16 protein-coding genes are annotated in these 14,672 nt (G+C 66.3%); 6 read left to right on the forward strand and 10 right to left on the reverse strand.

The features are described 5' to 3' along the window. Nucleotides 1–340 precede the first annotated feature (340 nt). Together A8G08_RS15275 and A8G08_RS15280 are read left to right on the forward strand one after the other, a co-directional pair. Nucleotides 341–1,021 carry a DUF8020 domain-containing protein gene (locus A8G08_RS15275; RefSeq protein ID WP_068275597.1) on the forward strand — a complete coding sequence of 227 codons (681 nt, stop codon included), beginning with the start codon at nt 341–343 and terminating at the stop codon, nt 1,019–1,021. 309 nt (nt 1,022–1,330) lie between these two features. Next, entirely contained in the window at nt 1,331–2,101 is a 771-nt protein-coding gene (locus tag A8G08_RS15280; protein WP_068275601.1) for a DUF8020 domain-containing protein, read from the forward strand. Nucleotides 2,102–2,288: 187 nt separating this feature from the next. Here the strand turns inward: A8G08_RS15280 and A8G08_RS15285 are convergent, their stop codons facing one another. The 3 genes from A8G08_RS15285 to A8G08_RS15295 all read right to left on the reverse strand — a co-directional run bounded on the left by A8G08_RS15285 (nt 2,289) and on the right by A8G08_RS15295 (nt 6,481). Next, the gene (locus A8G08_RS15285; RefSeq protein WP_068275604.1) at nt 2,289–3,596 is read right to left on the reverse strand and encodes a S1 family peptidase; all 1,308 of its coding nucleotides are present in this window, start codon (nt 3,594–3,596) and stop codon (nt 2,289–2,291) included. A 150-nt stretch (nt 3,597–3,746) separates the two neighbouring features. Next, nucleotides 3,747–5,090 carry a S1 family peptidase gene (locus A8G08_RS15290; protein ID WP_068275608.1) on the reverse strand — a complete coding sequence of 448 codons (1,344 nt, stop codon included), beginning with the start codon at nt 5,088–5,090 and terminating at the stop codon, nt 3,747–3,749. 77 nt (nt 5,091–5,167) lie between these two features. Further along, nucleotides 5,168–6,481: a hypothetical protein gene (locus A8G08_RS15295; protein ID WP_068275611.1), complete on the reverse strand. Its 1,314-nt coding sequence runs from the start codon at nt 6,479–6,481 to the stop codon at nt 5,168–5,170. 472 nt (nt 6,482–6,953) lie between these two features. Here A8G08_RS15295 and dnaK point away from each other — a divergent pair, with 472 nt between their 5' ends. The 4 genes from dnaK (at nt 6,954) to A8G08_RS15315 (ending at nt 11,045) form a co-directional block, all read left to right on the forward strand. Continuing rightward, nucleotides 6,954–8,798, forward strand: coding sequence for a molecular chaperone DnaK (dnaK, locus tag A8G08_RS15300; protein ID WP_068275677.1), 1,845 nt, complete (start codon nt 6,954–6,956; stop codon nt 8,796–8,798). Nucleotides 8,799–8,908: 110 nt separating this feature from the next. Then, nucleotides 8,909–9,472: a nucleotide exchange factor GrpE gene (grpE, locus tag A8G08_RS15305; protein ID WP_425394563.1), complete on the forward strand. Its 564-nt coding sequence runs from the start codon at nt 8,909–8,911 to the stop codon at nt 9,470–9,472. 27 nt (nt 9,473–9,499) lie between these two features. Further along, the gene (gene dnaJ / locus A8G08_RS15310; protein WP_068275614.1) at nt 9,500–10,666 is read left to right on the forward strand and encodes a molecular chaperone DnaJ; all 1,167 of its coding nucleotides are present in this window, start codon (nt 9,500–9,502) and stop codon (nt 10,664–10,666) included. Further along, the gene (locus tag A8G08_RS15315) at nt 10,659–11,045 is read left to right on the forward strand and encodes a heat shock protein transcriptional repressor HspR (RefSeq protein WP_068275680.1); all 387 of its coding nucleotides are present in this window, start codon (nt 10,659–10,661) and stop codon (nt 11,043–11,045) included. Before dnaJ ends, A8G08_RS15315 begins: the two co-directional genes overlap by 8 nt. Before the next feature lie 124 nt (nt 11,046–11,169). Here the strand turns inward: A8G08_RS15315 and A8G08_RS15320 are convergent, their stop codons facing one another. From A8G08_RS15320 to A8G08_RS15350, 7 genes are all read right to left on the reverse strand, one after another. Beyond that, nucleotides 11,170–11,733 (reverse strand): hypothetical protein, encoded by a 564-nt coding sequence (locus tag A8G08_RS15320; RefSeq protein ID WP_068275621.1) that lies wholly within the window; start codon nt 11,731–11,733, stop codon nt 11,170–11,172. Next, a complete protein-coding gene (locus tag A8G08_RS15325; RefSeq protein WP_068275624.1) occupies nt 11,730–12,305 on the reverse strand; it encodes a DUF6286 domain-containing protein in 576 nt (191 codons plus the stop codon). The genes A8G08_RS15320 and A8G08_RS15325 overlap by 4 nt, the downstream gene beginning before the upstream one ends. Continuing rightward, nucleotides 12,302–12,730: an Asp23/Gls24 family envelope stress response protein gene (locus tag A8G08_RS15330; RefSeq protein ID WP_068275633.1), complete on the reverse strand. Its 429-nt coding sequence runs from the start codon at nt 12,728–12,730 to the stop codon at nt 12,302–12,304. Before A8G08_RS15330 ends, A8G08_RS15325 begins: the two co-directional genes overlap by 4 nt. Beyond that, nucleotides 12,723–12,902, reverse strand: coding sequence for a DUF2273 domain-containing protein (locus tag A8G08_RS15335; protein WP_068275636.1), 180 nt, complete (start codon nt 12,900–12,902; stop codon nt 12,723–12,725). Before A8G08_RS15335 ends, A8G08_RS15330 begins: the two co-directional genes overlap by 8 nt. Next, nucleotides 12,899–13,210, reverse strand: a complete 312-nt coding sequence (locus tag A8G08_RS15340) for a hypothetical protein (RefSeq protein WP_068275641.1) — start codon at nt 13,208–13,210, stop codon at nt 12,899–12,901. Before A8G08_RS15340 ends, A8G08_RS15335 begins: the two co-directional genes overlap by 4 nt. Next, entirely contained in the window at nt 13,207–13,686 is a 480-nt protein-coding gene (locus A8G08_RS15345; protein WP_084436317.1) for an Asp23/Gls24 family envelope stress response protein, read from the reverse strand. Before A8G08_RS15345 ends, A8G08_RS15340 begins: the two co-directional genes overlap by 4 nt. A gap of 130 nt (nt 13,687–13,816) precedes the next feature. Further along, on the reverse strand, nt 13,817–14,554 hold the full coding sequence (locus tag A8G08_RS15350) for an FAD-binding oxidoreductase (protein WP_068275642.1): 738 nt from the start codon (nt 14,552–14,554) through the stop codon (nt 13,817–13,819). Between the last annotated feature and the right edge of the window lie 118 nt (nt 14,555–14,672).

The raw sequence follows: 14,672 nt of genomic DNA on the forward strand, positions 1-14,672 counted from the left end.
CGACGCAGAACGACGGCCCTGCCTCAGCTGAGGCAGGGTCGTCGTGCGTTCGCGAAACGTCCACGCGCTGTCCGGCATTCGGCTGGACGGGAAGTCCCCGGATGCGAAAGATTTGCTCGCACATGCGAAAATTGACCCGTTGCCGAAACCTTGCAGGCTAGGGGCATGAAGTTAGGTAACGGTAGCTACGCAATTGTCCAGTTTTCGGATATCGTTCGGCGCCAAGTGTGGAACCTCACACGCGAGTTGGTCGAAGCGACATTGGGGTCGGGGGATCCCGGGGGCAAGCCCGTCGTCGGGTCATGCGGTTTTCAGACGGCCGAAGGACAGAACTCCAAACATGATGTTCACGCGAATCGTGGCGATGACGTCTCTCGTTGTCGCCGCTGCGGTGGTCGGCGCAGGTACTGTTCCCGCGGCTCCAGCGCCCGTATCCCCGCAGGAGACAATCGAATACCAGGTCAAGCTCGTCGATAAGACCGTCGTCACCACGCTCGATGGCGGGACGTTCAAGGTCGCCGACGACAAGCGGACGGTCGACATCACCGACCGGGACGGCAATGCCGTTGTGCGGTTGCCGCTGTCGTTCAACCTCAATAGCGTGTCGCATCCGCTGGATGCCGCCGTTGAGGGCGACGGGACCGTTCTCAAGATGACGCCCGATCTGAACCCGGCGAAGGCCCGGCCGATCTTCGTGCGTCCGGTCGCCTCCCCAGCGGAGGACCAGAAGGCGTTGTCGCTTTTTACCTCTTACTTCTCGGTCGGGACGGCAGTCGGCACGTTCCTCGGTACTGCGGCGGGGGCAGTCCTCGGCTGCGTGCTGACGCTGCCGGCCTGCATCCCGGGCGTTGCCGTGGGTGCATCGCTCGGAGCGATAGTCGGGACCGTGGTCGTTGGTGGACCGGTATTGATCTACTCCGCGATTGATCTCATCTCGACGTTGACCGCTGCGCCCGGCACGACGAAATTCAGCGCGACCGTCCCGCCAAAGGCGCCGCCCGCACCGGCGCCGGCGCGGTAGTGGTCACGGTCAGATCAAGTGGTCCGTTCTGTCCGAAATCCTCGGGCCGCTTGCATTGGTCCGCCCGCCCCCGTGATTGGTTCTGACCTGGGCGGACAGTAAGTCGAATAGAAGCGGATGGCCGCGAGCCAGCCTCACGATTTGGTTACGGCCGAGTAACTATTCAACCGTCCGAATTTCCGCTATTCTTCCCGCTCAGTCGCATACTCACTCAACCGGTCGCTTGGCCAGTGGTGGGGGCGGGGGAACTCCGGGGCCGCAGGGGTCCTTGGTTACGTGCGGTTTCGCCACAACTGAAGGACAGCCCACATGAAGTTGACTCGTATCGCGGCGAGCACCTCGATGGCCCTCGCAACCGCGGTTGCAGCGGCAGGTATCGCCCAGGCCGCGCCCGCTCCTTCCCCTAATCCGGTCCAGCAAGAGATTCGTTACAACACCAAACTGGTCGACAAGACCGTTGTCACGACCCTCGACGGCGGCACCTTCAAGATTGCCGACGACAAGCGCACGTTCGAGATCAAGGATGAGGCCGGCAACGCCGTTGTGCGTATGCCCCTGTCGTTCACCTTGGACAGCATTTCGCACCCGGTGAGCGCGAAGGTCGAGGCTGACGGGACCGTCCTTGAACTGACTCCCGATATGGATATTCGCAAGGCGCGTCCGGTATTCGTGAAGCCGGTGGCTTCGCCCGTCGAAGACCAGCGTGCGCTGTCGCAGTTCTCCTCCTATCTCGGAGTGGGTACCTCCATCGGCACCTTCCTCGGGACTGCCGCCGGAGTCGTTGTTGGTGCGGTCATAGGCTGCGCCGCCGGTTTCGTAATCGGATGCCTTCCGGCAGCGGCGCCGTTCGCCGCGATCGGCGGCATCATCGGCATGGTGGCCGTCGGCGGACCGGTCGTCGCCTACTCGGCCATTGAGCTCGTCAACACGCTGATGGCCAAGCCCGGCACGAGCAAGTACGCCGACAAGACCTACAACGTGGCGCCCAAGTCCGGTGCTCCGGCAGCCCCGAAGAAGCCCGCGGCGGAGGAACTGCCTGCGGCTGACTCCGAGGCTCCGGAAGCGGTGCCCGCGGGCTAGTACCCGGAACCACACACAACGGCCCGGCCTCGTAATGAGGCCGGGCCGTTGTTGTTTCGGGGTTGGGCCATGGGTTCTTTCGGACGACGTGTGCCGGCGAAGATGTGCCGCGGGATCCGTGCGCGGGGTCCCCGCAAATGCCAGCGGCCTTCCCCTTGGGAAGGCCGCTGCGTTGGTTCGGTTCGGACTAGTTCGTGCGCACCCGCACGCCGGGATTGTCAGCGAGGATCGCGGTGATCGGCGTCGCGAAGAGGATCGGTCGGTCGCCGGTGACGATGCCGATGATGTTCGGGATCTCGCAGATCGGGAAGTCCGCGACCGAAGAGGCGCTGGACACTCCGAGTGCGCGTCTGCCGGTGACCACGGCACCGCCGCTGTCACCGGGCAGGGCGCAGATGCTCGAGGCGAATCCGTCGACGAGCTTGTGCTCGCCGACGAGCACGTCCTGATCGACGGCGATTACGTTGCCGCAGCTGAAGCCAGTCCGCGAGCCCGCCTTGCAGACCGGGGCCCCGACGACGGGGGTTGCGACGCCATCGATCCCAAGCGGTGCCGCGCCGGGAACACGAATGCCGTTGTTCTGGAAACGCCCACGTGCGCCAGGGTCGGGGGTCACGATCGACCAGTCATGGCCTTCGAGGTTCGAGCGGCCGAACGTGCCGATCAACGGGCCTTGCCGGTCGAGCTGGCCCAATTCGTACAGCGCAGCCGCGGCCGGTGTCCCAGCGGTCCCGAGATCGGGGTTGCAGTGGCCCGCAGTGATGTTGACGGGCTGGCCGCGTCCATCGATGCTGTTGAAGCCCAACGAGCAGCGCAGGGCGACCTCGCCGGTCGAAGCAATGAAGCCGTCGCCGCCGGCGAGCGCACCGGGCGGCGTCAGCGCGGCATCGACCAGGGGAATCGGCGCGGGCTGCGGGGCGGCCGCGGCCGGGACTACGAAGACATGCGCGGGGTTGACGAACCCGGGCAGTTGGATTCCTGGAATCGCCGCAACCTGGACGGACAGTGTGTTGTTCAGGGTGTCGACCGCGATCCCGCGGACCAGCGAAGCGATCTCGGCAGGCTGCGAGGCGAACCAATCGGCGAGCGACTTCTTCTCCGCCTGCAGGGTGGCCGAGCTCTTCGCAACCTCTGCGACTGCGAAACCCTGCTTCTGCACGGCAGCACGTGCCGCGGCCAGTTGGGGTCCTGGCGCGAGGCCGATCGTCGCGCGGCCGTCCCGGTCGAGCCAGGATCCTGCGAACGCCGCGGGGTGCTGCTGCTCGGCGATCTTCGCGAACTCGGCGAGCTTCTGGGCCAGTTCGGCGCGCTCGAGATACTCGTCGGGGCTGAGCGCGAGGTCGTGCTCGATGGCCTGGACGAGCTCGATCGGTAGGTGCGGGGCCTGGTCGGAAACCTCGGAATCCGGGGCCGCGTGCGCAACAGCACCCGCTCCGAGCGCGAGCAGAACCACAGTACCGAGCGCGGCTACCGGCCGTGCGATCGAACGTGCCATGGCGTCTCCTCGACTTTCATTAAGACGGATGCGCTCAGCGCAGTCTGCCCCACCAGCGCTGTTCCGGCGACCAGCGCGCTTACCGACTATATGGGCTGTTGACAATAGTCACGTCGGCAACATCTGAAACGTGACCTGGGTGGACGGCGCTTATCCCGTCCGAACCCGGATTCCGGCGCCGACTCCACCACCGGAGCTCGCGTCGATATCGGTCAGGATGTCGCGGATCGAAATACCGAGGCTCGCGGTGCCTCCACCGGGCGCAAGCGAGATGTTGGCTTCGGGGCACGACGTCGCATTGGCCGAGTTCGACCCGCTATTGATGCCGAGCGCGAGCGTGCCGGTGACGAGCGCGCCGCCGCTGTCGCCGGCGAGGGTGCATGCGGTGCTGGCGAAGCCGCGGATGAGCATCGGGTCGCCCTCGGGGCTGAAGAGGTGGGCCTCGACGTGGTCCGCGACGATCACGCCGCAGGTGAAGGCGGAGGTCTGTCCGGACTTGCACACCGGCGCGCCGATGACGGGTTCCGCAGTACCGGTCACCGTGAGAGTGGTGCCGTTCCCGCCGCGGATGAATGGCCCGGCGAGCGGGCTCCCAGCCACGCTGTTGTTGAACTTGATCAACGAGTAATCGAGGTGGTTGTGCGCAGGGTCGCCAATCGAAGCCCGATCGAAGCTGCCAACCTGTGGGCTGTCGCGCACGTCGCGCAGATTCGGGATGTAGACGCCTGCGCCGCCTCCGGAGTTGCCGCCCGCAATCGTCGGATCGCAGTGTCCGGCACTCACATTGAGCGCATCGCCGTGCGCATCGACGCTGTTGAAACCGAACGAGCAGACGCCGATCTCGGTGACCGAGGTGTCGCGCAGTGGCCCGCGGGTGCTGAGAAAGGTGTCGCCGCCCATCGGCCGCGGGTCAACCGGTCCGCCACCGCCAGGAGTCAGCACCACCTTGATGTTGCCGATGACTGTGGGCAGGTTCAGCTGCCGTCCGGTCGGGCTGTTGGTCACGTCGATGACGATCTGACTGTTGAGCAGGTCGATCATCACGCCGTTGATCTGTGACGACGCGGAATCCGGCAGTTCCGCAATCTGCCGGTTGAGTTGCCCGACGCTACGTTCGAGATCGTTGGCCGAGATCGGCATCATCCGAGTCTGGTAGCCGTCACGAAGGGCGCCCGAGGCAGCCGTACCGGAGGTGACGCCGATAACCGCTGTCCCGTCCGGGCTGAGCCAGGCGCCGCTGAATTCATTGGGCCAGGTGCCGCGGAAATTGCGCGCGTACGAGCCGAGATCCTGAGCCTGGGCGGCCCGGGTGAGGTACTGCTCGGGCGTCATGTGGAGGTCGCGGCCGATGGCCTCAACCAGTTCGATGGGCAACGCGATGTTCGGTTCCGCGTTCGCGGTACTCGCGAGATCGGAGACAGTCACGGTGGTGCCGACGATCAAGGTCAAAGCCGAGCCGGCGACAGCGGCGCGCAGCGCCGTCCACTTGCGCATCGAGTTCCTTCGGAAAGTTCGTGACTTAGGGTGCGGGGGTTCACAATAGTCACGACTGCGACGCAGGTCACGTCAGGTTACGGATTGCCAAGTCCGGCAGGCCCACTGGAGGAACCGTTGCCCTCCAGAGGGTTCGGATACTCCGTGCCGCTCTCTGCCCCGGCGGAGCGTTCGACGCTTGGATCGTCGAACCAGTTGTAATCCCACGAGTCATCGAACCCGCCATAACCAGGGAAGCGACGCTCGGTAGTCGAGTCGGACGGACCGCCTGGGTACCACCAATCGTGTTCGGTCATCTCGGGAGGAGTCGTAGGGGGTGTCGTTATTGCCGGTGCGGTCGTCGTCGGTGTGATTACCGGGGCGACCGTAGTTGTCGAGGTCTCGATCAAAGGCAGCGGCATCGCCGGCGGAGCTGACACATCGGCGACCGGAGCCGGAATGGGGTCCGGAGTCCATTCCTCGGCGACAACCGGCTCTTCGATCGGGGAAAGAGCGGGAAGCGCCATGGGCGCTATGTCGGCCGGTCGCGGTGCGGGCTGGATGGTCCCCGCGGGGGCGGCCGCAATCGGAGGAACTTCCGATGAAGTGTCGGTCCGCAGTGCGAACGCGATCGAGGCAGTCGCCAAGGCGAATGCTGCGGCGAATCCCGCCGCGACCAGTAGTGGCGTGCGACCATTCCGTCGCGATGGTGCCACTGACGCCGCATGGACCATGGCCGTGGATGCGGACGGTAGGACCACCTCCTTCGAAACGGCCGGCATGAGCGCCGAATACGCTTCTTCCGTTATCGGGACCGGAACGACCGGAATTTCATCCGTCGGCGGATCGTCCGGAATGGAAACGGCGACTGCCGCGGCCGCGTAAGCCAATTCGGCGGGTGTAGCCGTGGTCGATGCGTCGTCGGACGGCTCCCCGTCGGTTAGCGCGGGTACCGGCTGCGCCGGGCGCAACGTGACGTGCCGGAGGCCGAGATAGGCAAGAGACTCGCGAACCGACGAGAGGACGCGATCCGGCCACTGTGGTGGGTACGCCGCGACGACGTTCGTCGCGCCATGCAGATCCGCGGATGCGATGTCGAGCAGGCAGAACACCGCGGTCGCGTACAGGTCTGCTGCCTGGTACGCCATCCCGTCGCCGAGCTCTACCCCGTCGGGGTCGCCTAGGTGACCTATGAAGTCCGATACCGCCGTCGCGTCGTCGGCGCCCGGACTGCCGATCGCGGTGCCGTTCTCGGACATGTAGAGCACAGTGTCGCGGACGATGTATTCGGTGCTCATGACGTCGGCGGTGGTATCGGAGTCGATCGCAGTCGTACGACTGTGTGCGGCGTCGCGGATGATCACTGCGGTGCTTTCGGACGCGCCGATCCAGAGGCCGACCCCATTGGCCATGCCCGACCCCTCTCATACGCGAGAACCAGGGGATTCTCGACGCGTTTCGCCGCCGACTAGAGGCAACGTAACCACAACAAACCAGGGGCGGAGGCGCCCTTGCTGAGGTTGTCGTCGCAACTGTGTCATGGGTTACACATTTGTGGCCTTAAGGATGCCGGACCTCGATCGGAGGGTGTGCTGTGGGTGCCACTTCGTGGCCGGTCAGCCCCGAAAGATTCGCCTCGGCACCCGGGAACAATCTCGCGTCGCCCGCCGTTGTGTCCAGTGTCAACATTGAGCGTGGCAGACTCAAGTCTGAAATTGACTCGGCGCGGATTGCCGGGCAGGATTGAGCCGACCACGCTCAGTGTTCGCCGGAAAGGGCATCAGTGCCCCTCCCGAAATTGAGCACACTGCGCTCAGCAAGATGGGTGCAGACGAACCGCGGGCATCGGATTGCCTGCGGGAACGGAAATACAAGGAGGAACAAATGGCTCGTGCGGTCGGAATCGACCTCGGCACCACGAACTCGGTTGTCGCCGTCCTCGAGGGCGGCGAGCCGGTTGTTGTTGCGAACTCTGAAGGGTCGCGCACCACGCCGTCGGTCGTCGCTTTCGCCAAGAACGGCGAGGTTCTCGTCGGTCAGCCCGCGAAGAATCAGGCGGTCACCAACGTCGACCGCACGATTCGCTCGGTGAAGCGCCACGTCGGCTCGGACTGGAACGTCGCGATCGACGACAAGAACTACACCTCGCAGGAGATCAGCGCGCGCGTGCTGCAGAAGCTCAAGCGCGACGCGGAGGCCTACCTCGGCGAGGAGATCACCGACGCGGTGATCACCGTCCCCGCGTACTTCGAGGACGCGCAGCGTCAGGCCACCAAGGAGGCCGGCCAGATCGCGGGCCTCAACGTCCTGCGCATCGTCAACGAGCCCACCGCGGCCGCGCTCGCGTACGGCCTGGACAAGGGTGACAAGGAACAGACCATCCTGGTGTTCGACCTCGGTGGTGGCACGTTCGACGTGTCCCTGCTGGAGATCGGCGAGGGTGTCGTCGAGGTCCGCGCGACCTCGGGTGACAACCACCTCGGTGGCGACGACTGGGATCAGCGCGTCGTCGACTGGCTGGTGGAGAAGTTCAAGGCGCAGAACGGCATTGACCTCACCAAGGACAAGATGGCCCTGCAGCGTCTGCGCGAGGCTGCCGAGAAGGCGAAAATCGAGCTGAGCTCGAGCCAGAGCACCTCGATCAACCTGCCCTACATCACCGTCGACGCCGACAAGAACCCGCTGTTCCTCGACGAGCAGCTGTCCCGCGCCGAGTTCCAGAAGATCACCTCCGACCTGCTGGACCGCACCCGTGCGCCGTTCCAGTCGGTGATCAAGGACGCCGGTATCGCGGTCAAGGACATCGACCACGTGGTGCTCGTCGGCGGTTCCACCCGTATGCCCGCCGTCACCGATCTGGTGCGAGAGCTGACCGGCGGCCGTGAGCCCAACAAGGGCGTCAACCCGGACGAGGTTGTCGCCGTGGGCGCCGCGCTCCAGGCCGGCGTGCTCAAGGGCGAGGTCAAGGACGTGCTGCTCCTCGACGTCACCCCGCTGTCCCTCGGCATCGAGACCAAGGGTGGCGTGATGACCAAGCTCATCGAGCGCAACACCACCATTCCGACGAAGCGGTCGGAGACCTTCACCACGGCCGACGACAATCAGCCGTCGGTGCAGATCCAGGTGTTCCAGGGTGAACGCGAGATCGCCTCGCACAACAAGCTGCTCGGCTCGTTCGAGCTGACCGGCATCCCGCCGGCTCCGCGCGGCGTCCCGCAGATCGAGGTCACCTTCGACATCGATGCCAACGGCATCGTGCACGTGACCGCGAAGGACAAGGGCACCGGCAAGGAGAACACGATCAAGATCCAGGACGGCTCCGGCCTGTCCCAGGACGAGATCGACCGGATGATCAAGGACGCCGAGGCGCATGCCGCCGAGGACAAGACCCGGCGCGAGGAAGCGGAGACCCGCAACCAGGCCGAGTCGCTCGTCCACCAGACCGAGAAGTTCATCGCCGACAACACCGACAAGGTGCCCGGTGACGTGAAGGACAAGGTCGAGGCAGCGATCAAGGACGCCAAGGACGCGCTCGCCGGTTCCGATATCGCGGCCGTGAAGACCGCGGTGGAGAAGCTGGCCACCGAGTCGCAGGCACTCGGCCAGGCGCTCTACGAAGCGCAGGCCGCCGACGCCGCGGCGTCGGGCAACGGCTCCGAGGCCGCCGGCGACGACCAGGTCGTCGACGCGGAGGTCGTGGACGAGCCGAGTGACTCGGAGCGGAAGTGACCGCAGGTAACACCGAGCCGCGGGAGCGGAGCGACCAGTCGTCGCAGTTGGGCGACGTGGAGGAGTCGGAGGGACTTGCCGGCACCGGTTCCGCGCCGCAACCCGGCCCGGTGGACATCGATTCGCTCGAGCACGCCTTGCACGGTGATTCCGAGGTCTCGGAGGACGGCAGCGCGAATGGTGACGGCGTCGTGGACAACCGCGACGCCCAGATCACCGAGTTGACGGACCAACTGCAGCGACTGCAGGCCGAGTTCGCCAACTACAAGCGCCGTCAGGATCGCGATCGGCCGGCAGTAATCGAGAGCGCCAAGGCGACCGTGCTCGGCGCCCTGCTCCCGGTGCTCGACGATCTCGATCGTGCCCGCGCGCACGGCGATCTCGAGTCCGGCCCGTTGAAGTCGGTAGCGGACAAGCTCGCCGGCGTGTTCGACGGGCTCGGCGTCGAGACGTTCGGCGTCGAGGGTGAACCCTTCGATCCGGCGGTACACGAGGCTGTTCAGCACGAGGGTGACGGGTCCAATCCCGTGCTCGGCGTGGTGATGAGGCAGGGTTACCGGTTCGGTGAGAAAGTGCTTCGTACCGCAATGGTCGGCGTCGTAGACGCCGCGGTGCCAGAGGCGCCCAAGGGCGGCGAGGGCGAAGCTCCGGCGAGTGCGCCGGAACAGCAGTAACGACAACGCGAGAGGAGGAGACGCCCAGTGAGCCAGCGGGAGTGGATCGAAAAGGACTTCTACAAGGAGCTGGGCGTCGCCTCCGACGCGTCCGCCGACGAGATCAAGAAGGCCTACCGCAAGCTCGCCTCGAGCCTGCACCCCGACAAGAACCCCGGTGACACCAAAGCCGAGGAGCGGTTCAAGGCGGTCAGCGAGGCGAATGCGGTGCTGTCGGACCCTGCCAAGCGCAAGGAGTACGACGACACCCGCCGGATGTTCGCGTCCGGTGGATTCGGCCGGGGTGGCGGCTTCAACCCCGGCTCCGGTGGATTCAATGCCGATTTCAACGTCAACGACATCTTCGGCGGTGGCGGCGGCGCGGACGGCGGTCTCGGCGACCTGTTCGGCGGCCTGTTCAACCGGGGCGGAACGCGCGCCGGCGGAAACCGGCCGCGGCGCGGTGCCGACGTGGAGACCGAGACGACGCTCGGCTTCCGCGAAGCAGCGCAGGGGGTCACCCTCCCGTTGCGGATGACCAGTCCGTCATCGTGCACCACCTGTCATGGCAGCGGCGCGCAGCCGGGCACGAGTCCGCGAATCTGCCCGCGCTGCAACGGTACTGGCATCGTCAGCCGTAACCAGGGTGCGTTCGGATTCAGCGAGCCCTGCGATGACTGTCGTGGCACCGGCTCGATCATCGACGAGCCATGCACCGACTGCTCCGGTTCGGGTGTGCAGAACCGCACCCGCACGGTCACCGTGCGGATTCCGCCGGGAGTCGCCGACGGCCAACGCATTCGCGCGGCCGGGCTCGGCGAGGCGGGCCTCCGCGGCGCGCCCGCCGGCGATCTGTACGTCACCGTGCACGTGAAGACCGACGACATCTTCGGCCGCAGCGGCGACAACCTCACCATCGTCGTGCCGGTCGGTTACGACGAGCTGGCGCTCGGTACCACCTTGTCGGTGCCGACGCTGGACGGCCGGGTTGGCGTGAAGGTGCCGCCGGGCACGGCGGACGGCCGCATCCTGCGGGTGAAGGGCCGCGGTGTTTCCCGCCGCGACGGCACGAACGGCGACCTGCTGGTGACGGTCAAGGTCGCGGTGCCGCCGAAGCTGGATGACAATGCCGCAGAAGCGTTGCGCAAGTATGTCGAGGCCGAACGGGCCAGCGGCTTCTCCCCGCGGGCCGGATGGGCAGGTGGCGATGCATGAGCCGACCGAATCGGAGACGACCCAGTTTTTCGTGATCTCGGTGGCCGCGCAGCTGTCCGGCATGCACGCGCAGACGCTGCGGACCTACGACCGGCTTGGCTTGGTCACGCCGCAGCGCACTACCGGTGGGGGGCGGCGTTATTCGGCCCGCGACGTGGCGTTGCTGCGTGAGGTGCAGCGGCTGTCCCAGGATGAGGGCGTCAATCTCGCCGGCATCAAGCGGATCATCGAGCTGACCAACCAGGTCGAGGCATTGCAGGCGCGCATCGAGGAGATGGCCGCGGAGATTACCCGGATGGCGCAGGGCCAGCGGCGCGAACTGGTCCCGGTCCCGCGGAGCACGGCGCTCGTCGTCTGGCAGCCCAAGAACCGCCGCTAACACAAGCGCGCACCCGTTTGGTCCCCCCAGTCGGGTGCAAATCTTGTTCCCGGGGCCGAAACTTCGCCCAGATCTACACAATTCGCATCCGTTTGGCGCTCGGGTGTGGGCGGTTCGAGCCGCGCTATTCGGGCTCCGGCACCGGCAGATACCGGACGAAGAACTGCGTGGTCAGCTCGTCCGACTCGATTGCCCGCGTGATATCGGCGCGGGCTTCCTCCGCGAGCCGGCGCAAATGCTCCAGTGGCACATCCGGTTTCGCGGTCATGGTGATCCGCACCGTACGCCCGCCCCGATCGTCGATCGCGATCCCGGTGGCCTCCTCGACCTCGGGGGAGCGGCTCAGGATCGCGGCAGTCGCCTCGGCCAATGGCCCGGTCTCGATGGTCGCGGTGCCGACCTCGACGCCGGTCTCGAGTTCCAATTCCCCGGCCCGGTTCGGCCGCACATTCTCGAGCAACAGCCAGCCGCCGAGCGCCAGTCCGGTGAGAGTGGCGGCCGCGAGTGCCCATGGCCACCAATTCTGTTCCGGTGCAGCGGTATACCACTCCTGATCCGCGTACCCGAAGAGGTCGCGCACCGGGTCGATCTCGGCCCACCAGCCGATCACGAGCAGTCCTCCGGCAATGAGGGCGATCCCGAGGATAGCGCTGACGGCGCGGTCGAACCCGGCAAGCGCGGGTTTCATCGGTTACTCCGATCCACCGACACCCGGATCTCCGGCTTCGGGTCGAGTTCGGCGAGTGCGCGTCCGACACGATGCTGCACGGCGTCGACGATGTCGGGATTCGTATCGTCGCTGACCACCCGAACCCGCACGGTGCGCCGGTCGGCGGTGGTGTGCGCGCGGATGACGCCCTCCACGTGTAATGCCGCCGCCGTCGATGCGCGCGCGGTGTCGGTGGTCGTCAGCCAGAGCGCCGGTGAGGTGGCCGTGCCGACGTGACTGTGTGAGCGCGGCTTGGCTGCCACCACCACGAGCAGGAGGCCGAGCACGACGGCGCCGATCGCGACGGGCAGCATCCAGGTTGCCCAGCTGAGCCGGCCGACCCAGCCGAATGTGTTGGCTATCCAGGGCGCTTCGTCGATTACGTCGTGCTCGACGAGAAACTCGCGCCCGGCGATCAGCCCGGCTCCGATCAGCGCGCCGGATATCCCGATTGCCACCGCGGCGGCGACCGGCGTCCCGCGCGGACGTTGGGTCGGCGGAACGTGATCGAACGGCTTCGGTTCGAAGGTGGCGGGATCGATTGCGCTCACGGGGCCGGCTCCGCGGCGGCGGAATCAGGCTCTTCGGCAACGAGTTCGGAGACAGCGATATCCACTCGGGACGGGCTGCGCCCGACCATTCGCGTGACCGATTGCTCGATATGGTCGCGGATCTCGCGGCAAACTCCGGCGACTGGACTCGGCCAGGTAAGTGCCACGTCGACCAGGATGTTGGGGTGGGCCGTGGTCATATCGACCACCGCACGCGGCAATTCGCGGCGCGTGATCGGCCCGATTCGGCTCGAACTGCGCAGCACTCCGGGTACGTCGAGGACCGCGCGCTCAACGATCCGGGACACCGCACGACCCCGGATGACGAGCTCACCACGCGAGCCGGGATCGCTGCGCGGTGCCGGCGCGTCCGCTGGTGCCGCTTGTGCCTGCCCAACCGGCCCGTCAGGGGGTGGCTCAGCCATGTCCCTTGCTCCGCAGCAGCGCGCCGAGGTCGACAGTGCCGTCCCGGTGTGCGCCGACTGCGAGACCGATCCCGCCCAGCGCCACCGCGAAAAGGAATCCACCGAATCCGCCGGCTGCCCCGGCGATGGCCAGCAGTAGGCCTGCGAACAGGCCGAGTGTCGCGTTGTTCATCGTTCCTCCATCCCAGCACTCCCGACGTACACGTCGGCCACGGTCACCACAAACGGCAAACCCGCCAACCTCTCTGCGGCTACCCTGGCGTCCTCCGCCACGTCACGTAGGTTGCGTTCCAGATCGCCGACGATGTGCAATTCGCCGTGCTCGGGGCCGATTAAGACACCGGAAATACATTCGCCTGGAACATAAGTCGCGATCTCCCCGAACTGGCCACCGTAAAGCGAGTGCACACCGTCGATCGCAAGCGCCGCCGCGGCGACCGTCCTGGCCGTCTCGGCGATATCGTCCGGATGCTCGGTCACTGCACTCGTCGGCGGGTGTCCGGGTCGGCGATGTCGTCTTCGTCGTCGAACCACACGTCGTGGACGGTGACGTTGACTTCGGTCACCTCGAGTCCGGTCATCCGCTCGATCGCGGCGATGACGTTGCGGCGGATGGCCGCGGCGAGTTCGTGAAGCGCGACGCCGTAGTAGGCAACGATCCCGATATCGACCGCCGCCTGGCGTGCGCCGACCTCGACCGATACGCCCTGTGCGGTGCTCGGCGCCGCGAACGCCCCCGGAACCGTCTCGCGCAGCCTTCCGACCATGCGCGACGTCCCACCCGACACTTCGCGGACACCGCCGATTTCCCGCGCGGCGATGCCGGCGATCTTCGCCACCACCGTGTCGGCAATCACGGTGCGGCCCAGCGTATTCGGAATTGCCCCAACGCCGGATTGGTCACCGCGCAAAGGCTGCGGCACCGCGGTCGGGCGGGCGGGGTTTGGGTCGGTCATCGGTCGCACACCTTCGTTGCTCGGTTGTGTGGGCGCCTGCGCGGGGAATCGCGCGATCACCTACTCGAATCGTGCCACGAATTCGGGGTGCTGGGCGGGTGCCGCAGCGTTTCACTGTGCCGCGAGCGGATCACACGGAGTCGAAGCGGATGTTTTCGAACGGGGTTCCACCGGCGACCAGTCGATCGATGGTGACCGAGGTCATTCCGGGGGAACCGCAGAGGAGCACCTGATGATCGAGGAATGGGCCGTGTTCGGCGACGACCTCGGGCAGTCGGCCGGCGAGGTACTGCTCCTCGCCGAACCCGATATCGACCCGGGTGTACTCGTGCCAGTCGTCGGGCCGCTTCGGGTCGTCGATCCGCTCGACCACGGGAATCACTGTGAGCCATGGCAATTCGTCCGCCAGCAGGGTGAGCATATCGGCGGCATAGAGATCACGCGGGGAGCGTCCGCCGATGAACAGATACGTCCGCGGGGGGTTCGGGTTGCGGAGCATGTCGAGGATCAGCGCGCGCAGTGGCGCAAGCCCGGTGCCGCCGGCGATCAGCACCACGTCACGCCCGGAGTCGTCGATATGGAGGTGGCCACCAGCGGGAGCGTCGATCTGCCAAATGTCGCCGGGCCGAGTGTCGGCGACGATGCTCCCGCTCACCCAGCCCCCCGGAACTGCGCGCACGTGGAACTCGAGCTTGCCGTCGAGCGAGGGCGGCAGAGCAGGGGAGAGCAGGCGCGGTGCGTGCGGCGCTTGCGGGACGGTCACCGTCACGTATTCGCCTGGCCGGAATGGCACAGCGTCGCCGATCAGCCGCACTACGGCGATGTCCTCGCGAAGCCGATGATGCTCGACGACCGTCGATTTCCACACGGCGGGGACATTACCGGCCGCCGGCCGGGCGACTCTACTTGCCGATCACCAGTGCTCTTCGATCACCGCAGCCCCTAATTCACCGCAGCCCTTAATTCACCGCAGCCCTTAATTCACC

Source organism: Aldersonia kunmingensis (assembly GCF_001646865.1).
Lineage (GTDB): Bacteria > Actinomycetota > Actinomycetes > Mycobacteriales > Mycobacteriaceae > Aldersonia > Aldersonia kunmingensis.